The sequence below is a fragment of the Shewanella halotolerans genome, from assembly GCF_019457535.1.
Lineage (GTDB): Bacteria > Pseudomonadota > Gammaproteobacteria > Enterobacterales > Shewanellaceae > Shewanella > Shewanella halotolerans.
The window spans coordinates 703,659-729,040 of the sequence record NZ_CP080417.1 but is presented as its reverse complement, the minus strand read 5'-3'; the positions used below and the strand labels follow the sequence as shown (position 1 = coordinate 729,040).

General features: G+C 56.5%; 19 protein-coding genes. 14 read left to right on the top strand and 5 right to left on the bottom strand.

All coding sequences use genetic code 11. The features are described 5' to 3' along the window. The first annotated feature begins 38 nt into the window (after window positions 1-38). Window positions 39-1,205 carry a cell division protein ZapE gene (gene zapE, locus K0H81_RS03280; RefSeq protein ID WP_220059871.1) on the top strand — a complete coding sequence of 389 codons (1,167 nt, stop codon included), beginning with the start codon at window positions 39-41 and terminating at the stop codon, window positions 1,203-1,205. A gap of 3 nt (window positions 1,206-1,208) precedes the next feature. Beyond that, on the top strand, window positions 1,209-2,021 hold the full coding sequence (locus tag K0H81_RS03275; RefSeq protein ID WP_258406374.1) for an ABC transporter permease: 813 nt from the start codon (window positions 1,209-1,211) through the stop codon (window positions 2,019-2,021). 2 nt (window positions 2,022-2,023) lie between these two features. Here the strand turns inward: K0H81_RS03275 and K0H81_RS03270 are convergent, their stop codons facing one another. Both K0H81_RS03270 and glnE read right to left on the bottom strand, forming a co-directional pair. Continuing rightward, window positions 2,024-2,734 carry a substrate-binding periplasmic protein gene (locus K0H81_RS03270; protein WP_258406373.1) on the bottom strand — a complete coding sequence of 237 codons (711 nt, stop codon included), beginning with the start codon at window positions 2,732-2,734 and terminating at the stop codon, window positions 2,024-2,026. Window positions 2,735-2,844: 110 nt separating this feature from the next. Beyond that, a complete protein-coding gene (gene glnE, locus K0H81_RS03265; RefSeq protein ID WP_434086877.1) occupies window positions 2,845-5,715 on the bottom strand; it encodes a bifunctional [glutamate--ammonia ligase]-adenylyl-L-tyrosine phosphorylase/[glutamate--ammonia-ligase] adenylyltransferase in 2,871 nt (956 codons plus the stop codon). A 265-nt stretch (window positions 5,716-5,980) separates the two neighbouring features. Between glnE and K0H81_RS03260 the strand changes: the two genes are divergently transcribed. The 8 genes from K0H81_RS03260 to K0H81_RS03225 all read left to right on the top strand — a co-directional run bounded on the left by K0H81_RS03260 (window position 5,981) and on the right by K0H81_RS03225 (window position 12,982). After that, entirely contained in the window at window positions 5,981-6,937 is a 957-nt protein-coding gene (locus K0H81_RS03260; protein ID WP_220059869.1) for a hypothetical protein, read from the top strand. Between the two features lie 11 nt (window positions 6,938-6,948). After that, window positions 6,949-7,848, top strand: coding sequence for a DUF350 domain-containing protein (locus tag K0H81_RS03255; protein WP_220059868.1), 900 nt, complete (start codon window positions 6,949-6,951; stop codon window positions 7,846-7,848). Between the two features lie 13 nt (window positions 7,849-7,861). Next, a complete protein-coding gene (locus K0H81_RS03250) occupies window positions 7,862-9,589 on the top strand; it encodes a polyamine aminopropyltransferase (RefSeq protein ID WP_220059867.1) in 1,728 nt (575 codons plus the stop codon). 89 nt (window positions 9,590-9,678) lie between these two features. Beyond that, window positions 9,679-10,092, top strand: coding sequence for a YjfI family protein (locus tag K0H81_RS03245; RefSeq protein ID WP_041508415.1), 414 nt, complete (start codon window positions 9,679-9,681; stop codon window positions 10,090-10,092). Window positions 10,093-10,162: 70 nt separating this feature from the next. Further along, window positions 10,163-10,849, top strand: a complete 687-nt coding sequence (locus K0H81_RS03240) for a PspA/IM30 family protein (protein ID WP_011864429.1) — start codon at window positions 10,163-10,165, stop codon at window positions 10,847-10,849. A 211-nt stretch (window positions 10,850-11,060) separates the two neighbouring features. Continuing rightward, window positions 11,061-11,705 carry a DUF4178 domain-containing protein gene (locus K0H81_RS03235; RefSeq protein ID WP_144199652.1) on the top strand — a complete coding sequence of 215 codons (645 nt, stop codon included), beginning with the start codon at window positions 11,061-11,063 and terminating at the stop codon, window positions 11,703-11,705. Between the two features lie 60 nt (window positions 11,706-11,765). Next, window positions 11,766-12,098, top strand: coding sequence for a hypothetical protein (locus K0H81_RS03230; RefSeq protein ID WP_144199654.1), 333 nt, complete (start codon window positions 11,766-11,768; stop codon window positions 12,096-12,098). A gap of 80 nt (window positions 12,099-12,178) precedes the next feature. Further along, on the top strand, window positions 12,179-12,982 hold the full coding sequence (locus K0H81_RS03225; protein ID WP_144199656.1) for an ion transporter: 804 nt from the start codon (window positions 12,179-12,181) through the stop codon (window positions 12,980-12,982). A gap of 121 nt (window positions 12,983-13,103) precedes the next feature. On the opposite strand, the gene K0H81_RS03220 is transcribed toward K0H81_RS03225, so the two are convergent. Continuing rightward, entirely contained in the window at window positions 13,104-14,591 is a 1,488-nt protein-coding gene (locus K0H81_RS03220) for a CYTH domain-containing protein (RefSeq protein WP_220059866.1), read from the bottom strand. 253 nt (window positions 14,592-14,844) lie between these two features. Here K0H81_RS03220 and K0H81_RS03215 point away from each other — a divergent pair, with 253 nt between their 5' ends. The 4 genes from K0H81_RS03215 to putA all read left to right on the top strand — a co-directional run bounded on the left by K0H81_RS03215 (window position 14,845) and on the right by putA (window position 21,134). After that, complete coding sequence (locus tag K0H81_RS03215; protein WP_011864424.1) at window positions 14,845-15,525, top strand: TIGR00153 family protein; 681 nt, start codon at window positions 14,845-14,847, stop codon at window positions 15,523-15,525. A gap of 24 nt (window positions 15,526-15,549) precedes the next feature. Next, complete coding sequence (locus K0H81_RS03210; RefSeq protein WP_011864423.1) at window positions 15,550-16,818, top strand: inorganic phosphate transporter; 1,269 nt, start codon at window positions 15,550-15,552, stop codon at window positions 16,816-16,818. Between the two features lie 256 nt (window positions 16,819-17,074). After that, window positions 17,075-17,623, top strand: a complete 549-nt coding sequence (locus K0H81_RS03205; protein WP_011864422.1) for a TIGR04211 family SH3 domain-containing protein — start codon at window positions 17,075-17,077, stop codon at window positions 17,621-17,623. 331 nt (window positions 17,624-17,954) lie between these two features. Continuing rightward, complete coding sequence (gene putA / locus K0H81_RS03200) at window positions 17,955-21,134, top strand: bifunctional proline dehydrogenase/L-glutamate gamma-semialdehyde dehydrogenase PutA (protein WP_220059865.1); 3,180 nt, start codon at window positions 17,955-17,957, stop codon at window positions 21,132-21,134. A gap of 147 nt (window positions 21,135-21,281) precedes the next feature. Here putA and cydC read toward each other — a convergent pair whose 3' ends face one another. Both cydC and cydD read right to left on the bottom strand, forming a co-directional pair. Further along, on the bottom strand, window positions 21,282-23,057 hold the full coding sequence (cydC, locus tag K0H81_RS03195) for a heme ABC transporter ATP-binding protein/permease CydC (RefSeq protein WP_220059864.1): 1,776 nt from the start codon (window positions 23,055-23,057) through the stop codon (window positions 21,282-21,284). Next, on the bottom strand, window positions 23,057-24,820 hold the full coding sequence (gene cydD, locus K0H81_RS03190; RefSeq protein ID WP_220059863.1) for a heme ABC transporter permease/ATP-binding protein CydD: 1,764 nt from the start codon (window positions 24,818-24,820) through the stop codon (window positions 23,057-23,059). Before cydD ends, cydC begins: the two co-directional genes overlap by 1 nt. Window positions 24,821-25,382 lie beyond the last annotated feature (562 nt).

Here is a 25,382-nt window from a genome sequence, read left to right as displayed (position 1 = left end):
TGATATAATGACCGTCCGCTCACTACCTGGGTCATCTCATGTCGCGCTCTCCCCTCCAAGGTTTTCAACATCAACTCACCCAGGAGAACTTTGTCGACGACCCGGCTCAGCAGCAGGCCATATTGCGCCTGGAAGCCCTCTATCAGGCCTTGCAAGCAACGCCTTCTGGCGCTCATAAGCCCGGCACTCTACATCCAAGTAAGCAGGCACCGATCAAGGGGCTCTATTTATGGGGCGACGTCGGTCGCGGCAAGACAATGCTGATGGATCTCTTCTGTCAGAGCCTGCCCGATGGGATGGCTCTCAGGCTGCATTTTCATCGCTTCATGGAGCGGGTTCATAAGGAGCTCAAGGCCGAGAGCGGCAAGCGCGATCCCCTAAGGCGCATCGCCGGCAGGCTCGCTCAGAGTTATCGAGTGATCTGCTTCGATGAGTTTTTCGTCAGCGACATAGGCGATGCCATGATACTGTCGGGCCTGTTTGAGGCCCTGTTTGATCACGGGATCACTCTGGTCGCCACCTCCAATACCCCCATAGAGCGCCTCTATGAGAATGGGCTGGCAAGAGACAGGTTTCTGCCCTGCATCGCCCTGTTAGAAGCCCACACGGATGCCCTGCACCTGGATGGCGGCATGGATCACCGCCTGCGCCACCTCGACAAGGTACAGACCTATTTCCGGCAAGATGAGGGGGAGTTTGCCAGGCGTTTCGATGCCCTGGAGCCTGGCGGTGGCAGCGACACACCGCTGACCATCTTAGGCAGGGAAATTAGCGTTATTCGCCGCGGCACCTCAACCCTCTGGCTCGACTTCGACGCCCTGTGCGGCGGCCCACGCTCACAGCTCGACTATATCGCCATCGCCAGCCAGTTCGATACCCTGCTCCTGAGCCAGGTACCGCCCCTTGGCGGCACGCCCCGCAGCTGGATCCGCGCCAGGGGCACAGAAGATGGCGCTGCCGCTGTGGCCGCCGGGGATCGCCAGCTCAACTACGCGCCCAACGATGATCCGGCCCGGCGCTTCATCGCCCTGGTCGACGAGCTCTACGATCAAGGAGTCAAACTTTACCTAGAGGCCAGTCTGCCGCTTGAGCAGCTCTACACCCCGGGCGCCCTGGCCTTCGAGTTCAGACGCACCATGAGTCGCCTCATTGAGATGCAGTCGCGCCAATACCTGAACGCAACCCGCACCGCGGGCGAGGCCTAAACCATGGCGACTCAGATGCAGGCGAGTCTGGATATCGGCTGGCTAGCACTTGCGCTCTTCATGCTGGTGCTGCTTGTGCCCCTAGGGATAGGCAGACTGTTTAATCTAAAACTGGATGGCGAGATGCTGCTGGCCGCCGCGCGGATGACGGCGCAGCTATTGTTAGTCGGCTTCTACCTCAAGTTTCTCTTTAGTCTGGAGAGTCTCTGGGTCAATCTGCTCTGGCTGAGTGTCATGTTACTTGTGGGCGCCAGCGCCATCCTCGGCGGTGCCCGACTACCTAAGGCCAGGTTAATGTTGCCATTGCTCTTTAGCCTTAGCCTCAGCCTGCTGCCCCTGCTGGCACTGCTGCTATTGGCACTGCTGCAACCCACGCCTGTCTATCAGGCTCAGTACATGATCCCCCTGGCAGGCATGCTACTGGGTAACAGCCTCTCGGGGAATATTCTGGCGCTACAGCGTCTGTTTAACGCCTTCGAGGAGAAACAGGAGGACTATCAGGGGCGACTCGCCCTGGGCGCAACACCCTGGCAGGCGGCCTTTCCCTTCATACAAGGCGCGCTGCAACAGGCCCTCGCGCCCAGTATCGCTGCCATGAGCACCATGGGGCTGGTGACTCTGCCCGGCATGATGACGGGACAGATCCTCGGCGGCAGTGATCCCTTAGTCGCGGTGAAATATCAGGTGGTGATCATGCTGGCCATCTTGGTGATGCTGAGTATGAGCGTCGCCAGCGCCCTCAGTCTGGCGGTACGCCAATGCCTGAATCACAGCGGTAAGCTACTGATTAAACGCGTCGATTCGCTCAACAACTAGCACTAACGATACTTGGCTAGAATGTTCTCGTATTGGGTCTTTCCGTTGGCCTCTATGGTGGCCTTCACCTTATCTATCCCCTGCTGCAGGCGACGACGCAGCTCGGGATCGCTATCCCGGCTAAAGGCGTAATAAAGCTCGCTCACCTTGAGGGTAAAGACCACCTCAAACTCGTCGGTGTCGACCCCCTCCTGTTTCATCAGGTAGCGACCCACCACCTCCTCATAGGCCCAGAGATCGACCCGTTCACGCCTGAGCATGTGCACCAAAGAGGTGGCCTCATGGGCGTGGCGCAACTGCTCACGGGCGATGCCGGCCGCCAGCAATGCCTGCTCGCCGATATCCTGGGCGATCACCCCTATGCTGTATTGATTGAGCTGAGCCTCATCGGTAATGCTGATCTTACGATCGGCACGGGCGAAGATCACGATACGGGTCGCCGAGATGGGGCCGACCCAGTCGAATAGCGGCTCGCGATAGGGAGTACGGGTGGTGGAGAAGAGCACGGTATTCTTGCCGGTGCGGGTCAGCTTATAGCCCCTGGCCCAGGGCACCAGCTGAATGCTATGGATGTCGAAACGACCATCGACCCTGCGGGCCGCCGCGGCCAGCAGATCCACCGCGATCCCCTTTAGCTGATGGGATTCACGGTAATTATAGGGCGGGTAGGATTCGGTGTAATAGCTGAGCTGCGATAGCTTGTTCAGGGCCAATAGCTCGCCATTGCAGCTAAAAAATGCCACAACAGCGAGGATCAACGCCCGACATATAGCCACATGCCCACCCCATCAGTCACCGACCTAATTTGAGTGTAGCAGAAAGGCTATTGGCCGCTATTGAGCACCTGTTCGTAGATGGCCAGCACCCGCTGCACATGCAGATCCACACTCTCCTGAGGCAGCTGTCCCGGCGCCTGTTGTAGCGTCAGGCGGTGACTCTCGTCGCGCAGGTAGCAATAGGCCTGGGTCAGGTGTTGGGCGCTCAGGTGGGGCAGCAGCTCCAGCTCAGACAGCACCTCGAAGATCCGCACATTATCGGACCAGATCGCCAGCTCGGGATGATCATGGGTGTTGGCCAGCACCAGATACTGGGCAATAAACTCAATGTCGGCGATCCCGCCCGGGCTCTGTTTCAGATCGAAGCAGCCCTCATCGACTTTGAGCAGATGGGTGCGCATCTTCTGGCGCATCTCACGCACCTCCTTGGCCAGCTCAGCCTTGTCCCGCTCCATGGCGAGCACGTCGGCCCTCAGCTCGCTGAAGCGGGCGGCCAGGCGATTATCGCCAAACAGGAAGCGGGCACGCACCAGCGCCTGATGCTCCCAGGTCCAGGCTTCTTCGCGCTGATAGCTACCGAAGTATTCGATCTCACTCACCAAGAGGCCAGAGGCGCCCGAGGGGCGCAGGCGCATATCTACCTCGTAGAGTTCCCCCGAGGTGGTGCGGGTAGAGAAGAGGTGCAAGATCCGCTGGGCCAGCTTGAGATAGAAGTGGCCGATATCTATGGGGCGATCGCCGTTGGTTTGCTGCGCCTCTGGATACTTGTCGCGGGTATAGTTGTGCAGAAACACCAGGTCCAGATCCGAGCCATACCCAAGCTCCAGGCCCCCCGCCTTGCCGTAGCCTATCACCGCAAAGCCCATCTCTTCAGGTGCCAAATAAGGCGGCGTTCCGTGGCGTTTGCTCACCTGCTGCCAGGCCTGCAGCACCACCTGCTCTATGATCGCCTCGGCCAGGAAGGTCAGATGGTCACTCACCTGCATCACAGGCAGCACGCCGGTCACATCGGCGGCGGCAATCTTCAGCTGCTGCGACAACTTAAACTGACGCAGGGCCTCCATCTGCTGTTCCATATCCTCCTCGGGCACCCGCAGCAGGTATTGGCGCAGCTCGCTGGGATAATCATCCAGCGAGGTAGTGTCATAAAGCTGGGCCGGGTCGATCAACTCGTCGAGCAGCATAGGGAACTTGGCCAGCTGCTCGCCAATCCAGGGACTGGCCATGCACAGGCTCACCAGCTGCTGACGGGCACCTGGATTTTCGAACAGCAGCTCGAGGTAAGTGGTACGGGTGAGGATCTGATCCAGCACCTTAGACACAGGCAGGAAGGCCTTGGTAGGCGTCGGCAGCTGAATAAACTCCTGCAGCAGCCAGGGCATTAATTTATCTAGTGTCTCTCTACCACGTGGGCCTATGGTGCGTTTAGCTACTGTGCCACGCCAGCTCTTCAAGGCGGGCCAGAGCTCGCTCTCCTCGACGCCATGCTCCCTGAGCAGGGCCTCGGCGTCTTCATCCTCAACCAGGCTCCACAGCTGGGCGGTCCACTGCTCGGCCACCTCGTCGCTCTCCTGACCGCCCACCGTCTCCTTAAAGTAACGATGTATCTTGGCCATCGCCGATTCGATATGGGTACGCAGCTCGGCCTCCCCCGCCATGCCCAAGGCGAAACAGAGACGCTGCCAGTCCAGCAGGTGTTGTGGCAGAGTCTGGGTCTGCTGATCGCCTATGGCCTGCAGCAGGTTTTCCACCCTGCGCAGCATAAGGTAGCTCTGCTTGAGCTCATCGACCGCCAGGTATTCCAACTGCCCCAGCTTATAGAGGGTGTCTATGGCGCCAAACAGGCTCTGCTGCCGCAGCGCCGGCTCACGTCCACCACGGATCAGCTGAAAACTCTGCACCACGAATTCGACCTCGCGGATGCCACCAGCTCCCAGCTTGATATTGTCGGTCAGGCGTCGGCGTCTCACCTCCTGGGTGATCAACTGCTTCATCTTGCGCAGGGATTCGATAGCCGAGAAATCGATATAGCGGCGATAGACGAAGGGGCGCAGCATGTCGTGTAGCTCATCGCTGTAGGCGCTCCAGGGGCCCAGGGCGCGGGCCTTGACCATGGCGTAGCGCTCCCAGTCTCTGCCCTGCTCCTGATAATAATCTTCAAGGCCGCTGAAGCTAACCACCAGCGGGCCACTCTCGCCGTAGGGACGCAGGCGCATGTCGACCCGGTAGACGAAGCCATCGACCGTCACCTGATTGAGCAGGTTGACCAGGCGCTGACCCATGCGGATAAAGAACTGCTGGTTGTCCTGACTGCGACGACCGCCTTGAGTCTCACCGTGTTCGGGGAAGGTAAAGATAAGGTCGATATCGGAAGAGAAGTTGAGCTCGCGGCCACCCAGCTTGCCCATACCCAAGATCATCAAGGGCTGGGGATTGCCCTCGCTGTCGCAAGGGGTGCCATACTGCTGGCACATCTGGCCATAGAGCCAATCGCGGGCGGCGATGATCAGCGCCTCGGCCAGGGCCGAGAGATCCAGCAGGGAGTCGTTAAGCTCGGCGTAGCCTAAGAAGTCCCGCCAGGCGAGACGCACCATCTGACGATTGCGGTAGCGGCGCAGTATCGCCTTGACCTGCTCCTCGTCGTTGGCGCCGGCCAGGATGGAGTGCAGCTCAGCGCTGAAACTGTCACGGGCCAGCATACTCAGTTGCCCCTCGAACAGAGAGACTATCCAGTTGGGGTGGCGGCACAGCTGCTCGGCGACAAAGTCGCTGAGGCCGAAGATGGTTTTCAGCTCTTTGGTCTGCTCCGGGGTAAGCTGCTCGGAGATATCCGGCCAGGCCTCGGCGAGGCGTTGCCAATGCTGCTCGGCAACCTGATTGACTTCATGGGGTAACGCTTGCTCGCTCATGTTTTCCATCGCCAGAAAAATCCTTCAGCCTTAAACGGTCGACATATTATGTCATCAATGCTATAGATAAGCTGTTTATGCAACCAAGCGGTAATCATCTTGGCATAAAATTGTCATCCAAATTACTCATCCATATTATCAGGGGAAGTAAAGATGGCTTTTTATCCTGCACTACAGGTTACTATAACCCAGCTTATCGCTATATTATGCAAAGAAGTCGCAGACTGATCACTCATTTATCGGTCTCAATCTCAACTAAATTTATGGAGAAAACATGGCAGTGATGCTAATGCGTGTTCTCGCGCTGACCCTGCTCTTCGCCCTGGCGGGATGCGGCGACGACAGGCCAGAGAAGATCGCCAAGTTTCAACAGCTAGCCCAGGCAAGGGTCGATACCCTAGGCCAGATGTTGGATAACGGCGAGGTGCGCAACGCCAACCTACTCAAGCAGTATGCCGATATCCTCGCATCAACCAAGCCAGACGTAGCCCCCCTGCTGCAGGAGCTGTCTAAAGACGCCAGCAGCCAGGGCCCCATGTATGCCTCGCTCAAGCGGCGTCTACAGGAGCTGGGCAACGAGAGCAATTTCGTCGATCTCGACCAGCAGCTCGACGAGGCGGAAAACCTCTATCAGGCGGCCGATCCCAGCCTGTTTAACGACATGCTGTCTGACCCGGTTAACGTGGTCGCCGACATGTCAGGTGGCGCCCTCGCCAGGGTAAATGCCATCAGCCGTGAGGCTGATATTCTCGCCAATGGCGGCGAAGACTTTGGCGCAGGCAGCCAGTTGGTGGGCAACCCGGCCTACGGCAGCTGGCAGACTGGCAGTAACGGCATGTCCTTCTGGGCCTGGTATGGCATGTACTCCATGTTTTCCAACCTGGTACGCGGCCCCATCTACTATGACAGATGGTCGAGCCGCCGCAACTACAGCTACTACAACGACGTGGGCCGCTATCGCTACACCTCGCCCAAACAGGCTCGCGCCCAGAATCAGACCTTCGAGCGCACCAAGAAGCAGTTTAACCGTCAGGGTAAGCAATTCGACAGCCCCTACGCCAAGTCTCGCTCTGGCTCCACCAGCCTGTCGCGTCAAAGCGCCTCGACGCCTAAGGCCAGCACCACAGGACGGGCAACTGGCGGCAGCAAGTTCCGCTCAAACTACTCTAAGAACAGTAATTTCAGAAACTCTAGCAGTCGTACGACGCGCAGTGTTCGTCGGGGCAAATAAAGGATATTAAGATGACATTTTTTCAACACTACGGTCTGACCCAGGAACTGGCGATCATCTTGGCCATAGATCTGACTATCGCCATCGTCTTGCTCACGGCCATGCGTTACCTGCAGGGCTGGACCGTTAAGGTCAACAGCACCCATGAGTTATCCGAGCGGGATAACTTCGCCTTCGGCATCAGCACAGCCGGTGCCGTGGCCGGTCTGGGTATCGTACTTACCGGCGCCATCACCGGCGAGGCGGCCCAGTCTTATCTCATCGAGGCCATCGGCATGAGCGCCTACGGCATCTTCGGCCTGATTCTGATCAAACTCGGTCGCTTTCTGCATGACAAGGTGGCACTGAACGAGATAGATAAGAACGCCATGATCTTAAAAGGCAATATCTCTGTCGCCATAGTGGATGCCACCGCCGCCATCGCCACCGCCATCATCATACGTTCCGTACTGCTGTGGGCCGAAGATCTGACCCTGGATACCTTTATCGCCATCTTCAGCGCCTTTGCCATCTCACAGCTGATGTTGGTGCTACTGACCCGTCTGCGCGGGCGCAGCTATGCCAAGCGCCACAACGACAGCTCGATGCAAGAGGCGCTGGCCAAGGGGCATATCGCGGTGGCGATTCGTCACAGCGGCTATATGCTCGCCATGGCACTTAGCTTCAACGCCGCCAGCCACTTCATCGTCTTCATGCCGACCGCCTATGTCACCAACATACTCGGCTGGCTGATCTTCTCGGTGATCATGCTGCTCGCCCTCTCACTGCTACTGGCCCTGGTGAAGAAACTGGTACTGGCCAATATCAACCTGAAAGCAGAGGTCGAAGAGCAGCACAACATAGGGATCGCCACCGTCGAGCTGGCCATCAGCGTGGCCATCGCCCTGATCCTCACCAGCCTGATGGCCTAAGACGCTACCCTGAATGCAATCGACACACACCACAACGCCTGCTCCTGCAGGCGTTAAATCATTAAGCTGGCTCGACGATCTCCTGCTGCTGGGGATCATGGCGGTACTGGCCGCCTGTGGCCTCATCTACGAATACTTGCTGTCCCACTATGCGGGGCGGATCCTGGGGGCCCTGGAAGCCGCCATCTACACTATGATCGGCTTGATGATCGTCTCCATGGGCGTCGGCGCCTTCGCCGCGCGCAAGATCCGCTGCGCCTTCACCGGCTTCGCCATGCTGGAGCTGTGCGTCGCCCTCTGCGGCGCACTGGCGATTCTGATCACCGCCGCCGTGATCGGCTTCGGCCAGCAGCTGCCCATCATCATCGCCAGTACCATAGGCTTACCGCCAGATCAGCTGCCCCAGGGCGGCTTTATCGGCACGCTGCAGAAGCTGAGTGAATACCTGCCCTACGCCTGGGGCGTATTGCTTGGCCTGATGATAGGCATGGAAATCCCCCTGATCGCCCGGGTACGTCAGTCACTTTGTGACGAGCACCTGATGCATAACGCCGGCACCATCTATGGCGCCGACTATATAGGTGCCGGCGTCGGCGCCGCCATCTGGGTGCTCTTCATGTTGGCGCTGGATATCCAGCTGGCCGCTGCGCTGACCGCCAGCTTCAACCTGCTGGCGGGTTTCCTGTTTATCTGGCGTTTCTGGTCCAAGATCCGCTTTAACCGACTGTTGTTGGCAGGCCATCTGCTCGCCACAGGGATATTGCTGGTACTGGCTATTCATGGCCCCAAGTGGGATCAGGCCTTCAACAACATGCTCTACAAGGACAAGGTGGTCTATGCCAAGGCGACCCGCTTTCAGCAGCTCACCTTTACCGAGCGACTACGGGGCAATCACCTCGCGCCTGTCTACTCTCTGTATATCAATGGCCGCCTGCAGTTCTCCAGCCAGGATGAGCATATCTACCATGCCTTCCTGGTACACCCGACGCTGGCCGCCAGTGCCCGTCACGACAAGGTGTTGATCATCGGCGGCGGCGACGGTCTGGGCCTGAGGCAGGTGCTCAAGTGGCAACCCAAGCAGGTGACCCTGATGGATCTCGACGCAGATCTGGTGAGGCTGTTCAAGGAGGGCGATCCAGAGATGCCACCGCGACTATCAAACGCGCTGCTAAAGCTTAATGGCGATGCCTTTAACGATGAGCGGGTCGAGCTGCTGATAGACGATGCCTTTAACGGCGCCGACAAGCTAATAAGACGCGGTGAGAAGTTTGACGCCATAATCGTGGATCTGCCGGATCCCAGCCATCCGGATCTCAACAAGCTCTATTCGGATCTCTTCTATCGCAAGCTCAAGGAGCTGCTGAGCAGCGACGGGGCAATCTCAGTGCAGTCGACCTCCCCCTATCACGCCGCCAAGGCCTTCATCTCGGTCGGCAAGACGCTGCAAGCCGCAGGCTTTCAAGTAGAGCAGTATCACCACAATGTGCCCAGTTTCGGCGAGTGGGGCTGGAGCATAGGCACCCTAAGGGGCCAAAACGCCAAGCAGCGGCTGTCGAGTATGACAGAGTTGCCGGTCGATGACCCTTGGCTCACGCCTGGGCTTATCAGGGCCGCATTTGAATTTCCTAAAAATTATTATGAACATGCAGACCAGGTGAAGGTCAACGATATAGGCTCAATGCATCTGTATCGCTACCATCAGCGCGCCTGGTCAGAGGATGAAAACCTGACGCTCGACTGAAGGTAAAAATGGAACACAAAATAGCGCTTGACATATTATGTCTCAGTGCTATCTTTAATCGCAGACATAATATGTCAAAGAGGATAAATATGAACATTCACAACATTGCCAACCACCTCAATGCACTTGGCGACAACAGCCACACCGGCTTTCAATTCGATTGTTATCCCATAGATGGTGACGTCGAAGTACTGCAAGTCAACGTTGTGGGACGCGAAGAGATCCCTGTGTTTGTATCGGTAACGGACAACCAAATCCTGTGCATCAGCTACCTATGGGGCGAAGACGAAGTTAAGCAAGAACGTCGCAGCGAGATGTTTGAAACCATGCTCGAACTCAACATCCCTATGCCACTGTCCTCCTTCGCTAAGGTCGACGACAAGTATGTGGTCTATGGAGCCCTGTCTGTGCAATCGAGCATGTTAGAGATAGAGCAAGAGCTGTCAGTCCTGTCCGACAACTGTCTGGAAGTGATCGACGAACTGGCCGATTTCTTAAAGTAACCGCTAACCAATTTAGTCATGTGATGGTTTACGCACAAGGCGACGCCATTACCCCAAGAGGAGTCATATTATGGGCATACTGAACAAGATCCTCACCGCATTTCGCGGTGGCGCCACCGAAGTTGGCCAGAGTATCGTCGACGCCAACTCGACACGCATCTTCGAACAAGAGATCCGTGACGCAGAGAAACACCTGACCAAGGCCAAGCGCGAGCTGACCGACGTCATGGCCAAAGAGATGCAAGCCAGCCGCGAAGTGGATCGCCTAAAGCGCGCCATCGCCGAGCACGAAGGCTATGCGACTCAGGCGCTGGAGAAGGAAAACGAAGCCTTGGCCCTGGAAGTGGCCGAGAAGATCGCTCAGCTTGAGCAAGAGCTTTCTGAACACCAGAGCGCCAACGACAGCTTCAGCGCCCACGCCGCCCGCCTGAAAGACCTGGTGCGCAAGACAGAGCGCCAGCTGGCTGACTACCAACGTCAGCTCAGCATGGTCAAGACCACGGAAAGCGTGCAGAAGGCCACGGCGACCATTACCGATTCCTTCGCCAGCAGCAACTCTAAACTGCTGAACGCCAAGGATTCGTTGGAACGCATCAAGGCACGTCAGCAGCAGTTTGACGACCGTCTCAAGGCCGCCGAAACCCTGGCCGACGAGAACAGCGACAAGTCGCTACAGGCCAAGCTGGCCGAAGCGGGTATCGGCGAGCAGAAGTCCAATGCCAACGCAGTACTGGATCGCCTCAAAGCCCGTAAGTAAGCCATAAGCGACTAGCGAAATCATAGCACCTTGCGGCACTGCCCAAGGTGCTTTTGTGCCAATCACGGTAAGCGTTCCGCAATGGCGCAGGAAAACGCTTGCTAACAAGGCAGGATTTTTCGATAAGCAGTTATCGAAGGTTTTAACAAGCCAGCATGAGCAGCGATTTACTAGGATTGGTATCAACCATTATTCTTCTCGAGGGTAGTTCATGGGATTCTTAAAAGGATTGTTTGGTAAGAAAGAGGCGCCCAAACGCCAACTCAACCATCCTAATCATTTGCAAAAAGGCGATATTATCAGCCTGGATGACAGCTTCGCCCTGCCCGAGCAACTGCGAGGCCAACAGCTGAGAGTCGAAGGGATCAACACCTACGAATACCAGCGCAAACAGCTCTGCGAATGGGTGCTCAAGGGCCACGGCAACGACAGCCTCTGCCTCTCTCTGGATGAAGACGATGAAACCTATCTGGCCTTCTCCATCAAGATCCCCCGCAGTCAGGTGGAGCAGCTGTTCGATCTCGACGCCTTCAGCGAGATCTTCGAAGAGGATTCGCACGCCGAGCTTGAGGTCAAAGAGACCCCTGCCGCCCTCATGGGATGGCTGGGTGATCGCTATCATCAGGTAAACTTCGCCCAGTTTGGCTATTTCCACCGCGTCGATTATCGCGGCATGCGTCCACCTCAAGACGAGGGGATGAGCTCAGGCGAGCCGTTCGAGAGTTATCTGCTGCTGGATGAAGAGGAAAATCGCGCCGTCGAGGTCGAGGTGTATGAAGGAGGCGATACAGATGTCAGCCTCACTATTTACCGTCCCTTGAGCGATATTCGCCAATATTGGCCGGGACAGCTATAAACAACACAGGGCGGTCATGCCGCCCACTTTGCAAGATTCACAGCACCTTAAGGCAAGCTAATGACCAAGAATAAGAAGCTGCTTCCCGAACAGTGGCAGCAGAATCAGAAAGCCGCCAAGGCCACCCAGGTCGCCTTCGATCTGGACGAGAAGTTTCAATACTCTATCCGCAAGGCCGCCTTAGATGCAGGCGTCAGTCCCTCGGATCAGATCCGCAGCATACTAGGGCTGGCCACCACCAAACGGCCCAAGCGTCCGCGTCTCACCGTTTCCCTCAGCCCGGAAGATTATCAACAACTGGCGGAAAAATATGGCCTAGCCGCCGATGAGCAATTGGAAATAAAACGCCGCGTATTGGATGACCTGGTTCATTTTGTCGACAAAAACGAATAAGATCATGGGCTGTATACTATTTTAGGGCGACTCACAGGGAAATTCGGCTTGAGCGCCGCCGCCAAAAAGGAATCGATATCATGATCGATAGAAAGCGCTGGCTTCTGCCCATAAACCAGAACCCCACTCCCTTCGAGCTGGCGATGATGCTGCTCTCCCTAATCTCTGTCATCGTGGTGCTCATGTTGACCTTCGCCAAGCTGGATGGCGAGACCCGCCGCCTGCTCTTCTTCATCGACACCAGCATCTGCGTCATCTTCATCAGCTACTTCTTTATCAACCTGTTTCGCGCCGAAGATAAGCGTGACTACTTCAGGCATCACTGGATCGATCTGGTGGCCAGTATCCCCGCCATCGAAGCCTTGAGGCTGGCCCGTTTCTTCCAGATCTTGCGGGTGATCCGCCTGATCCGCATGACCCGTTCTATTCTTATCCCCCTGATGCGCCAGCGTCAGGAGACCACCCTCGCCAGCCTGTTGGTGGCCATGGTGACCATACTCACCCTCGCCTCGGTAATGATTCTGTTAGTGGAGAGCGGCGATCCCAATGCCAATATCCACACCGCAGAAAATGCCATCTGGTGGGCGCTGGTGACCATCTCTACCGTGGGTTACGGCGACTATTATCCAGTCACCACGATAGGCCACTTCATCGGCGGCCTAGTGATCGTCTGTGGGGTGAGCTTCTTCGGGGTGATCTCGGGTTACATGGCCTCTATCTTCATCGCACCAGACAGCAAGCAGCATCAGGAGGCCCAGAGCCAACAGATGCGTGACGAGCTACAGATAGTGCTGCAGCGGATGGAGAAGAATCAAGAGACCCTACTGGCGGAGATCGCAACCCTCAAGCGCCAGCTGAATGAGAAGAAAGAGGCCAAAGACTAACTCGGCGGCTAGACGTCGAGTCAGGGTGCGAATGTGAGGTTGAGTGGGAGTGTGTAAGTATTAGCGCATAAGCCGAGCGCACTAACACCTTAACCACCCTGCCCACTAACCGCTATAAGCCTTAACGCCAATAAGGCTGCACCTTGAGGGCCGAGCGGCGCGAATGCTCCATGGCAAACAGCAGGCTCTGCTCCTTGCTATCGAGCCAGTCACCGATATCCCGCCCCTGCGTGGCGGCGGTTTGCCTCAGACTGTGATAGGCGCCCAGGGTGCGTATGCCTAATACCAAGTCCTGCCAGGGGGCTCGGAACTGATCCCGCGACTTATGCTTATACAGCTCACCGTAGGCAACCCCGACTAAGATGCTCTCATCCAGCGCCTTGGCAAAAGATTGATAATCTTCGCTGCTCAGCTCGGCATTGGAAGGCATTAAATCGACAATCTGCTGCCAGGAGGCTTCCTGCAGCCGATCGGCGAAGGCCTGCAGGCTCTGCTGCTCGCTGATATATACCTGCCCGGCATTCACCGCCATCAAGAGGCTCACCAGACGTACCTGCAACTGACCATAGGTCACATGGTTAAGCATGGCATCTATCTTTTGTGGCATCTCCAGGGCAGCCAGCTCATGGCGCACCGCATCCAGCAAGCCTTCGGGCTCACTCAGATTACTCAACAGGGCACCGTCACCATCCAGCAGCTCACACAGACTCAGCCCCTTGTCGACAAAGCTCAGCTGCGACTCTATGGCGTCGAAAGCCTGCAGCAATTTGTCATCCAGCAGGGAAAACTGCGCCAGGGTGCAACGCAGCAGGCGAATGCAGGCACGCAGACGATAGCCAAGCAGCGGCAGCTGCCGCGCCGTCTGCCGGGATTCCAGCAGCATCTCTTCCAGCAACTGCCAGCGATCAAGACCGGTTTCCAGTAGGGTCACCAGGGCCTGTTTCGGAGTGCCCTTCTTTGGCAGGGCGATAAAGGCCAGGGTATCTAGCTGCAGGGGGCTGGCCATGGCCGCCAGGCGATAACCGCGCTGGGCCTTGCTGGCGCGCCCAAGTCTCGCCGGGATCTGCTCTGTCACCCGCTCGGCCAGGGCCAATAGCGCCTGGGCATCGCCCGCCAGCAACTCAAATTCCAGCTCACAGATAGGCTCGCACTGGCCATTGGCGCTGATGCTGCCGATATCCAGCGCCACCTCCACCAGACTCTCATCGAGATAGATATGCCAGCTCATGCGGGTAAAGTCTGTGTCGAACAGCGAGACCAACTCAGCCTGCACCGGGCCGATTTCGGCGCCCTCTGGCCAGATTTCAGTGGGGAAAAGCGACAAATTGACCTTTGCTTGATCGATATCAATATTGTACTCGGGGCGGGAGTGCACCCCACCGACCACAGTGCCGGCGGTCTTGATCGTCTGCTCAAATTGACCGTCTCGGCCACGAATACGCAGTCCCATGTCCCAGCGTCTAAGCTGAAGATCTGGGGTATCGTAGTAACTGTTGGTCAGATGAATAGCGCCTTTTGCATCGCTATGGGGTAGACTGTTAAGCAGTGATACCAAGGCTTCGCGTTTGTTTTCGGGGAAAAATAGTTTTAGCTCTATCTCGGCTTCCATTCGCCAGCTGCTCACTTTTTTAATCTAGGACTCGGAACTGTAATGAATGTGTCATTATACTTTAATGAAAATTTCACAATGTCATATTAATGTCATAATCGGCCATTAGTATCTCGCATTGCAGTTTATATATAACTCGTTAGAATAAAAACTGTGGGTTTTTATATAAAAACACAGTTTCAATACGCGGACGCTTGGGTTAACATGCGCCCGCATTTTCCAACAGTGGAATAACCTAAATAGGTACACGGCAATGCCAGTAAACTCTATTTTGGGCGTGTTTGCAAAATCGCCAATTAAACCATTACAAGATCATATCGACAAGGTACACGATTGTGCCTCGATCCTTGTACCATTTTTTGACGCTACTGTCGCAGGTGACTGGGACAAAGCGGTTCAACTCCGTAAGCAAATCAGCCAATCAGAACGTGAAGCAGACGAACTCAAGCGTGAAATCCGCTTAACGCTTCCCGGCGGCCTGTTTATGCCAGTTGAAAGAACAGACTTACTGGAGCTACTTACCCAGCAAGATAAAATCGCCAACAAGGCGAAAGACATTTCAGGTCGCGTTATCGGCCGTCAGCTACTTGTCCCAGAAGCAATTCAAGATACCTTTAATGCCTACCTGGCACGCTGTCTCGATGCAGTGGCTCAGGCTAAGCAAGCCATTAACGAACTCGATGACCTGCTAGAAACAGGTTTCAGAGGCCGTGAGGTCGATCTTGTCGCTAAAATGATCGTGGAACTCGACAAAATTGAAGAGGACACCGACGATCTACAAATCAAAATCCGTCGTCAGTTGTTTAGCATCGAGAATCAGCTAAACCCTGTGGATGTGATGTTCCTCTATAAGATAATTGAGTGGGTTGGAGACTTGGCAGACCTTGCCGAGCGTGTCGGTTCCCGCCTAGAGCTAATGTTAGCTCGCGTCTAAAAACAAAGTTATCAAGGTATCAACATGGTTGATGTATTAATCACCAATGGCCCGTGGCTAATTGCCATTGCGGCTGCATTTGGATTTTTAATGGCGTGGGGTATTGGCGCAAACGATGTCGCTAATGCTATGGGAACCTCAGTAGGTTCAAACGCGATCACCATTAAACAAGCGATCATCATCGCGATGATCTTCGAATTTGCCGGCGCGTACCTCGCAGGCGGTGAAGTAACCAGCACGATCCGTAAAGGGATCATAGATTCGGCCTATTTTGTCGACTCGCCTGAGCTGCTGGTGTACGGCATGATCTCGGCGCTACTGGCTGCCGGTATCTGGTTGGTTGTCGCGTCAGCCCTGGGCTGGCCGGTATCGACCACTCACTCTATCGTTGGAGCTATCGTAGGTTTCGCCGCCGTGGGTGTGAGCGCCGATTCTGTTGCCTGGAGCAAGGTATTGGGTATCGTGGGGTCATGGATCATCACCCCGGCGATCTCTGGCTTTATCGCCTTTACCATCTTCCAAAGCGTACAGAAGCTGATCTTCAACACTGACAACCCGCTGGAGAACGCCAAGCGTTACGTGCCTTTCTATATGGCACTGGCCGGTTTCGTCATGTCGCTGGTGACCATCAAGAAGGGTCTGAAGCACGTAGGTCTGCACTTCACCAACGTCGAAGCCTACTCACTGGCGGTCTTTATTGCGATCCTGGTGGGCATTGGCGGTATGATTGCCATCAGACGTCTAAAGATGAGCCAGAGCGCCGATCGTCAGACGCAGTTTGGTAACGTGGAGAAGGTATTCGCTATTCTGATGGTTGTGACCGCTTGTTGTATGGCGTTCGCACACGGTTCTAACGATGTCGCCAACGCTATTGGCCCTCTGGCCGCCGTGGTATCCGTGGTAAATAGCGGTGGCGAGATCGCCAGCAAGGCTGAATTAGTGTGGTGGATCCTACCACTGGGTGCCTTTGGTATCGTCATGGGTCTGGCTATCTTCGGTAAGCGTGTGATGCAGACTATCGGTAAGAACATCACTCACCTGACACCTAGCCGTGGTTTTGCCGCCGAGTTGGCTGCAGCCTCTACCGTGGTTATCGCCTCGGGTACGGGTCTGCCTATCTCGACCACTCAGACACTGGTTGGTGCCGTGTTGGGTGTTGGTATGGCACGTGGTATCGCCGCCATCAACATCGGCGTGGTACGTAACATCGTGGTTTCTTGGGTAGTCACACTGCCTGCGGGTGCGGGTCTGTCGATCATCTTCTTCTTCATGATCAAGGGGATCTTTAGCTAAGCTAAGTCCTATTCATGAGAGAATAAAAAGGAAGCCTCAGGGCTTCCTTTTTTGTTTCCATTTACCCTGACTTTTAGCCATGCCGTTTGGGCTTATCTTTTCTGTGCAACTTGTTTGCCAAACTAGGCAGCTACAAAGATTAATTCCTGGTAACACTTCCCATGTTGCACTTGCAAATAGGTGGCTAAATCCCTAGCATGTGCCAATATTTCGCTGAAGAGAACTCAAAGTGTTAAGACTCCTATCTATTCTCGCCATGATGCTAATATCATCGACCCTGATGGCGGCAGAGCAGACCCGTTATATCTCAGATAACGTCTACACCTTCATTCACGGTGGTCCTGGCACCCAATACCGTATTCTGGGCAGCGTCGAAGCCGGTCAACCGGTCACCTACCTGGGTGAGATGCAAAACGACTACGCTAAGGTCGTCGACCACAAGGGCCGCGAAGGCTGGGTCGACAGCAAGATGTTGGACTCTGGCAAGAGCTTCCGAGTGCAGCTGCCAGAAGTTCAGGCCGAACTCGACAGAGTCAAGGCCGAGCTTGAGAACATCACCAACGAGAGCGACAGCAGCACTCAGGTGATCCGCCAGCTACGTTCACAACTGGCCAATGCCGAAGAAGCCCTGGCCAAGGCCTCGAGCGAGCGCGACAGCGCCACCCGCGAGCTGACCAAGCTGAAAAACGACGAGCGCTTCGAGCTGATGAAGCAAGGCGGCATGATTGCCGGTATCGGCGTGTTGATCGGTGTGATTCTGGTCTACCTGCCGCGTCCACGTCGTCGCCAGAAGAACCGTTGGTAATCATCTAGGCATTACCGCGAGCGACCATAATGAGCCAGGGCTGAGTCCCTGGCTTTTTTTATGGCTAAAATAGCCATAAAACACCCTGAATTTTATTCATAGCACGCTGCCACAACCCCCATAAACAGTGGCCTTAGCCGCCTTCTGGCCGGACGAGATCAAACAAAGGTCACATTCACCCACACAAGAGTGTCCCTCGTCACATTTTGGAGGTATAATCGGCGCGCAAATGGCGCCAGATTGTATACAAAAATAATACTAAACGCCTGAAAACTTACCTTTTGTTCAAGCCAAAACTGTCCCTATTTAGGTCCAGGTGGAAGTGATTACTATGTTCAAAGCAAGTGAAGTTCTGACTGGTCGTTACGACTCAGCTACCCTAGATGAGCTATTTACAGCGATCACCAACAACTATATTGTCGACGAAGAGCAGTACCTCTCTGAACTGATTAAGCTTGTTCCCTCGAGCGACGACGAGATTCAACGTATTACCAAGCGTGCCCATGACCTGGTGCACAAGGTGCGTCAATACGACAAGAAAGGACTCATGGTCGGTATCGACGCCTTCCTACAACAGTACAGCCTGGAGACCCAAGAGGGGATCATCCTCATGTGTCTGGCCGAGGCCCTGCTGCGTATCCCTGATGCGGCCACCGCCGACGCCCTGATCGACGACAAACTCTCGGGCGCCAAGTGGGATGAGCACCTGAGCAAGAGTGACTCTACCCTGGTTAACGCCTCAACCTGGGGCCTGATGCTCACGGGTAAGATCATCTCCCTGGACAAGAGCATAGACGGCAAGCCAAGCAGCCTGCTGAATCGTCTGGTCAACCGCCTAGGTGAGCCAGTGATCCGCCAAGCCATGCTGGCGGCGATGAAAATCATGGGTAAACAGTTCGTACTGGGCCGTACGGTACAAGAGGCACTGAAGAACAGCACTGACAAGCGCAAGCTGGGCTACACCCACAGCTACGACATGCTGGGCGAAGCCGCCCTGACCATGAAAGACGCGCAGAAGTACTACCAAGATTACTCCAATGCCATCGCGGCACTGGGCGCCCAGCATTATGATGAGAGCGAGGCGCCACGCCCGACCATCTCTATCAAGCTATCGGCGCTGCACCCTCGCTATGAGGTGGCCAACGAAGACAGAACCATGACAGAGCTGTATGACACGCTCGTCAAGCTAGTGTCTCAGGCGCGTAGCCTCAACGTGGGTGTCTCTATCGATGCCGAAGAGGTTGACCGTCTCGAGCTGTCACTGAAGCTCTTCCAGAAGCTGTATAACTCAGATGCCGCCAAGGGCTGGGGCCTGCTGGGTCTCGTGGTACAGGCCTACTCTAAGCGCGCCCTACCCGTGCTGTGCTGGATCACCCGTCTGGCCAAAGATCAGGGCGATGAGATCCCTGTACGCCTGGTGAAAGGCGCCTACTGGGACAGCGAGCTGAAGTGGGCTCAGGTTGCCGGCGAAGGCGGATACCCGCTGTTTACCCGCAAGGCGGGTACCGACGTCTCTTACCTTGCCTGTGCACGCTACCTGCTGTCTGACGCCACCCGCGGCGCCATCTACCCGCAGTTTGCCAGCCACAACGCCCAGACAGTGGCCGCCATCACCGACATGGCCGGCGACCGTCTGTATGAGTTCCAGCGCCTACACGGCATGGGCGAAGAGCTGTACGACACCCTACTGGCCGAGAGCGGCGTAAGCACGGTTCGCATCTACGCCCCTGTGGGTGCCCACAAAGATCTGCTGCCTTACCTGGTGCGTCGTCTGCTGGAAAACGGCGCCAACACCTCGTTCGTACACAAGCTGGTCGACCCTAAGACACCGATCGAATCTTTGGTTGTCCACCCATTGACGACCCTACAAAGCTATAAAACCCTAGCCAACAATAAAATCGTTCAGCCGATCGACATCTTCGGCGCCGAGCGTAAAAACTCCAAGGGAATCAACATGAACATCATCTCAGAATCTGAGCCTTTCTTCGCCGCGCTGGACAAGTTCAAAGACCAGCAGTGGTCTGCCGGCCCTATCGTCAATGGCGAAACCCTCAGCGGCGAAACCATTGAGGTGAAGAGCCCATACGACACCACACAGATCGTCGGCAAGGTTGCCTTCGCCAACAATCAGGCGATCGAGCAGGCTCTGGCCAGCGCCCACAACGCCTTCGGCAGCTGGTGCTCAACCCCGGTTGAAGTACGTGCCAACGCGCTACAGAAGCTGGCGGATCTGCTTGAAGAGAACCGCGAAGAGCTGATCGCCCTCTGTACCCGTGAAGCGGGTAAGAGCATTCAAGACGGCATCGACGAGGTGCGCGAGGCGGTCGATTTCTGTCGCTACTACGCGGTACAAGCCAAGAAGATGATGGGCAAGCCTGAGCTGCTGCCAGGCCCAACGGGTGAGCTGAACGAGCTGTTCCTGCAAGGCCGTGGCGTATTCGTCTGTATCAGCCCGTGGAACTTCCCACTGGCGATCTTCCTAGGTCAGGTCACTGCGGCGCTGGCGGCGGGTAACACAGTCGTAGCCAAACCTGCCGAGCAGACCTCTATCGTAGGTTACCGCGCGGTGCAACTGGCCCATGAGGCCGGTATTCCGAAAGAAGCCCTGCAGTTCCTGCCTGGTACGGGTGCTACCGTTGGCGCGACCATCACGGCCGATGAGCGTATCGGCGGCGTCTGCTTTACCGGCTCGACCGTGACCGCTAAGCGCATCAACCTGACACTGGCACAGCGTGACGGTGCCATCATCCCGCTGATCGCCGAGACAGGTGGTCAGAACGCCATGGTGGTGGACTCGACTTCACAGCCAGAGCAGGTGGTTAACGACGTGGTTTCCTCTTCGTTCACCAGCGCCGGTCAACGTTGTTCGGCCCTGCGCGTGCTCTATCTACAGGAAGATATCGCCGATCGCGTGATCGACGTGATGAAGGGCGCCATGGACGAGCTGACCATAGGCAACCCAGGTTCGGTGAAGACAGATGTTGGTCCTGTGATCGACGCGACCGCCAAAGCGAACCTCAACGCCCACATCGACCATATCAAGCAGGTGGGTCGTCTGATCAACCAGCTGGAGCTGCCAGCAGGTACCGAAAATGGTCACTTCGTGGCGCCAACTGCGGTAGAGATCGACTCTATCAAGGTGCTGGAGAAGGAACACTTCGGTCCTATCCTGCACGTGATCCGCTACAAGGCAGCCGACCTGCCTAAGGTGATCGACGACATCAACTCAACAGGTTTCGGTCTGACCCTGGGCATCCACAGCCGCAACGAGGGCCATGCCCTGGAAGTGGCCGACAAGGTCAACGTGGGTAACGTCTACATCAACCGTAACCAGATTGGCGCCGTAGTTGGCGTGCAGCCGTTCGGCGGTCAAGGCCTGTCGGGCACGGGTCCTAAGGCCGGTGGTCCACACTACCTGACCCGTTTCGTCACCGAGAAGACGCGCACCAACAACATCACCGCCATCGGCGGTAACGCCACCCTGCTTTCTCTGGGTGACAGCGAAGAATAATCTCGTTCGCTAAGCGCTTTAGTTAAGCGCTCTCGTTAAGCGACAAACAAAAAAGCCGGTGGGTTGCCACTGGCTTTTTTATTACCCGTCACTAGGGCTAAAAGAACTAAGTGCTAAGGACTAAGCACTCAAGGCGCAGAATACGCCTTAACTTAGCACACGGTTCAAACTAGCGTAGTGGTCATCCTGGGCAAGCAGGCTTTGGTGAGTACCGCTGATGCGGATCTTGCCCGCCTCCATCAGGTGGATGCTATCCATCTTGTCCATGGCCGTCAGTCTGTGGCTGATCATCACCATGGTCTTGTCCTTGGCAAACTCCAGCAGCAGCGCCATGATCTCCCGCTCGGTGCGTTGATCCAGCCCTTCGGTTGGCTCGTCCAGCAGCAATAATGGTGCGTCACGCAGCAGCGCCCTGGCCACGCCGATACGGCGACGTTCGCCGCCTGAGAGCTGTCTGCCGCCCTCGCCTATCCAGTTATCCAGCGGCTTGTCGCCTTGGGTTAATGCTCCCAGACCGACACGCTCTAACACCTCAATTAACTTGGCATCGTTGGCCTCACGCCAAGCCTTACGCTCGGCGCGGCTGCCCTCGGGTGCCTGCTCAAACTGCGCCAGAGTCAGGTTGTCTCGCAAGGTGCCGGCAAACAGATAGATACGCTGACTCACCACCGTCATGGCGCGACGCAGCGCCTGCTCGCTATAGGCCTCGATCGGCCGGCCATCGAGCAAGATAGTGCCCGCATCGGGCGTCCACTCCCGGGTGATGAGCGACAACAGGCTCGACTTGCCGCAGCCGGTCTGGCCCAGCAGGGTTAGCTTCTCGCCCGGTTTCACCTCCAGGCTCAAATCGTCCAATACCTGCTGGCCCGGCTGATAGCCGAAGCTGACACCCGCGATAGACAGTGCGCCGCGACTCGCCGCCAGGCTAACCTCTTCCCCATAGCCAATGCTGGGGCGACGCTCGGTGATCTCACTCACCCGCTCGGCCGCCTGCACGCAGGCCGACAGATGCTGAAAGGCACCAGCCAGCGGCATCAACATCTCGATACAGGCCAGGGTCATAAACACCACCAGCGCCAGCAGCGGCCCTGGCGGCACCTTATCCCCCACCCCATCGGCGGCGAGATAACAGAGCAGCACCAGCGCCAGCCCATGGCTTAAGATCAGCAGCGCTTGACTCAGGGCGGTCACCGCCGTCATGGTGGACTGGCTAGTAAACAGCTTGGCCTGGGCACTATCCAGCTCGTTCCTGAAGCGCTTCTCGGCGCCAAACAGGGTCAGCTCCGCCTGGCCTTGCAGGTATTCCAGCAGCAGCACCCGATACTGACGGCGGCTCTCCAGCTGGGCGATGCCCGGCCCGTGGCCCAAACGATAGAAAACCAGAGGCAGCAGGAACCAGAGGCTCAGCAGCACGCCGCACAGGGTCTGCGCCAGCTCACTATCGAACCAGGCGAGAAAGCCATACAGGGCGGCGATCATCAAGAGCGAGGCCAGCAGCGGCGTGATAAGCCGCAGATAGAGATGATCCAGTGTATCTATGTCCGCCACCAAACGGTTGAGCAGATCGCCGCCGCGCAGATGGCTGAGATCCTTGGCGCTCAGTGGCATCAGCTTGCCCCAGGCCCAAGTGCGCAGCTCGGTCAGCAGGCGGAAGGTGGCCTCGTGGGTCGCCAGACGCTCGCCATAGCGGCTGGCGGTGCGGGCGATGGAGAGGAAACGCACCCCACCGGCCGGGGTGAAATAGTTAAAAGCCTGGGCGGTCACCACACTCAGTCCGGCTACCGCAGTAGCCGACAGGAACCAGCCCGACAGCGACAGCAGGCCGATCCCCGCCATGAGTGTAGTCAGGCTCAGCAGCAGGCCCACCAGCATCATCAGCCACTGGCGCTTAAACAGCTTGATAAAAGGCAGCAGGTGTTTCATTACGCCTCCTCCTGTCGATGACACAGGTCGCTAAACAGCCCAGGCTCGGCCCTCAGGGTGTGATAATCCCCCTGCTGCACCAGCTTGCCGCCATCCAGCACCCAGATCTTATCCATATCGATGAGGGCATCCAGGCGATGGGTAACCAACAGACTGGTAGCGCCCTGGCGCGCATCAATAAGCGCCTGCATCACCGCCGCCTCGCTGTGGCTATCCAGGCTGGCGGTCGGCTCATCAAGCACAAACAGCTTGGCCGACTGACCTAGCGCCCGTGCCAGACACAGACGCTGCGCCTGCCCCACGGACACACCGGCGCTCTGCTCCCCTATGGGATGAGCGAGCCCAAGAAGCTGTGCCCGCACGAAGTCGCCGATACGAGCATCGTCCAGCAATGTATAAATGGCTTCATCCGACATCGTCTTACCCATGGCGACGTTGTCGCCTATGGTGCCGTGAAACAGCTGCGGCTCCTGCCCCAGCCAGGCGAGGTGATGGCGGTAGCTCTCCCTGTCTAAGCTGCTCAGCTCCACACCATTTATCAGGACACTGCCGCGATAGGATAAGAAGCCCAATAGCATGTTGAGCAGGCTGGTCTTACCCGCCCCGCTCGGCCCGACGATGGCAAGCTGTTCGCCGCCGATAACCTCGGCCGTTATCGGCCCCAGCAACACCTGGCCGTCCGGGCTTAACACCTCGGCCCCTTGCAGCTTAATGCTCAAAGGCGTTTCACTGGTAAAAGGCACGCGCGGCACATCAACAGCCTCATCCACTTGATGATTCAGCAGCTCCATCAGCGCCTCGGCGGCCCCTATGGCCTGGGCCTTGGCATGATAGTGAGTGCCCATATCCCGCAGTGGCTGATAAAACTCAGGCGCCAGAATCAGCACAAACAGGCCGATAAACAGCGTCATACCGGCGCCGTAGTGACCAAAGTCGAGATGATCTAAAAAGCTAAAACCGAAATAGACGGCCAGCACGGCGATAGAGACGGCGGCGAAGAACTCCAGTACCGCCGAGCTAAGAAACGCCATGCGCAGCACCGCCATGGTGCGGCTGCGAAACTCCTCCGAGGCGCTCTCGATCGCCTGCTGCTCCCGCTCACCCGCGTGGAACAGACGCAAGGTACCAAGCCCCCTCAGCCTATCCATGAAGTGGCCGCTCAGACGCGACAGGGCGCCGAAGTTTTTGCGGTTAGCATCGGCGGCGCCCATGCCCACCAAGATCATAAACAGAGGGATCAGCGGCGCCGTTGCCAGCAGAATGATCCCTGCCGCCCAGTTGATGGGAAACACCACGGCCAATATGGTCAGGGGAATGAAGCCCGCCAGCATCATCTGCGGCAGATATTTAGCGTAGAAATCGTGAAGGTCTTCCACCTGCTCCAGCACTATGCTGGCCCAGCTGCCCGCCGGGCGCCCCTTGATAAACACAGGCCCTAGCTCCACCAGCTTATCGAGCACACTCTGGCGAATATGACTTCGCAGCAACATGCCCGCCTTGAAACTGATGCGCTCACGGCCATAGGCCAGCGCTGAGCGCAGCACTATTACCGCAATCAGGGCGATAAACTCGCTGGTAAAGGCCTCTCGAGGCAGGTTTTCGATGATCAGACCGTGAAGCATGGTCGCCAGCAGATAGGCCTGGGCCACCAGGGCGAAGCCGGTAAGCACACCAAACAACACGGTCAGATTAAGGTAGGCGCCACAGGCCGATTTTTGCTGCTTAAGCCAGCGGCCGAGGACTTTTTCGAGGGTCTTATCCATTGAGCTCCGCGCGTTATCAGGCAGGGACACTAAGTTCGATGGCAAGAGTATCGCAGGCTCGCACTCAGGAATAAACCAGCGGGTGGGGAATTGTTAGTAGGCTCACAAAAATTGAGCTAGATCAAAAAAACTGGGAACTCAGTTTTTATCTAGTTTAGTTTTGGAGGTGTCAGGTTTGTTGGGTTTTGATGGATTTCATGCAGTCTTCATGTGGCTAGGTTAAAGAGTGTAGCCACTACCTGGGTTTGTATTTGAGGAGGTCTTGAAGGTCGCACCTTCATAGCGACCTAACGCCTGCCCGGCGGGGGACGTGCAAACACGTTTTTGGCACGCTGTGAATATATCCCTATACGCTCCACGGCGACGTCCTGTCGCCGAGGGCCAAAAACGTGTTTACACCAGTATCTATCGTCTCTTCGATTTAACCTTATCGGACTGACTAGAACAAAGTTATTTTTGAACAAAAGTAAGTCTGAAATTTAGTTTTAACCCACTAGGTTCGGATTAATACAGGTATGGTTAACGCCTCAAACACCGGCGGCGTTTACGCTGTCCGAGTGCT

What these genes read in the sequence shown, in the direction of transcription:
- zapE (WP_220059871.1), top strand. Translation starts at nt 39, where the DNA reads ATGTCGCGCTCTCCCCTCCAAGGTTTTCAACATCAACTCACCCAGGAG.
- K0H81_RS03275 (WP_258406374.1), top strand. Translation starts at nt 1,209, where the DNA reads ATGGCGACTCAGATGCAGGCGAGTCTGGATATCGGCTGGCTAGCACTT.
- glnE (WP_434086877.1), bottom strand. Translation starts at nt 5,715, where the DNA reads ATGGAAAACATGAGCGAGCAAGCGTTACCCCATGAAGTCAATCAGGTT.
- K0H81_RS03260 (WP_220059869.1), top strand. Translation starts at nt 5,981, where the DNA reads ATGGCAGTGATGCTAATGCGTGTTCTCGCGCTGACCCTGCTCTTCGCC.
- K0H81_RS03255 (WP_220059868.1), top strand. Translation starts at nt 6,949, where the DNA reads ATGACATTTTTTCAACACTACGGTCTGACCCAGGAACTGGCGATCATC.
- K0H81_RS03250 (WP_220059867.1), top strand. Translation starts at nt 7,862, where the DNA reads ATGCAATCGACACACACCACAACGCCTGCTCCTGCAGGCGTTAAATCA.
- K0H81_RS03245 (WP_041508415.1), top strand. Translation starts at nt 9,679, where the DNA reads ATGAACATTCACAACATTGCCAACCACCTCAATGCACTTGGCGACAAC.
- K0H81_RS03240 (WP_011864429.1), top strand. Translation starts at nt 10,163, where the DNA reads ATGGGCATACTGAACAAGATCCTCACCGCATTTCGCGGTGGCGCCACC.
- K0H81_RS03235 (WP_144199652.1), top strand. Translation starts at nt 11,061, where the DNA reads ATGGGATTCTTAAAAGGATTGTTTGGTAAGAAAGAGGCGCCCAAACGC.
- K0H81_RS03230 (WP_144199654.1), top strand. Translation starts at nt 11,766, where the DNA reads ATGACCAAGAATAAGAAGCTGCTTCCCGAACAGTGGCAGCAGAATCAG.
- K0H81_RS03225 (WP_144199656.1), top strand. Translation starts at nt 12,179, where the DNA reads ATGATCGATAGAAAGCGCTGGCTTCTGCCCATAAACCAGAACCCCACT.
- K0H81_RS03220 (WP_220059866.1), bottom strand. Translation starts at nt 14,591, where the DNA reads ATGGAAGCCGAGATAGAGCTAAAACTATTTTTCCCCGAAAACAAACGC.
- K0H81_RS03215 (WP_011864424.1), top strand. Translation starts at nt 14,845, where the DNA reads ATGCCAGTAAACTCTATTTTGGGCGTGTTTGCAAAATCGCCAATTAAA.
- K0H81_RS03210 (WP_011864423.1), top strand. Translation starts at nt 15,550, where the DNA reads ATGGTTGATGTATTAATCACCAATGGCCCGTGGCTAATTGCCATTGCG.
- K0H81_RS03205 (WP_011864422.1), top strand. Translation starts at nt 17,075, where the DNA reads ATGATGCTAATATCATCGACCCTGATGGCGGCAGAGCAGACCCGTTAT.
- putA (WP_220059865.1), top strand. Translation starts at nt 17,955, where the DNA reads ATGTTCAAAGCAAGTGAAGTTCTGACTGGTCGTTACGACTCAGCTACC.
- cydC (WP_220059864.1), bottom strand. Translation starts at nt 23,057, where the DNA reads ATGAAACACCTGCTGCCTTTTATCAAGCTGTTTAAGCGCCAGTGGCTG.
- cydD (WP_220059863.1), bottom strand. Translation starts at nt 24,820, where the DNA reads ATGGATAAGACCCTCGAAAAAGTCCTCGGCCGCTGGCTTAAGCAGCAA.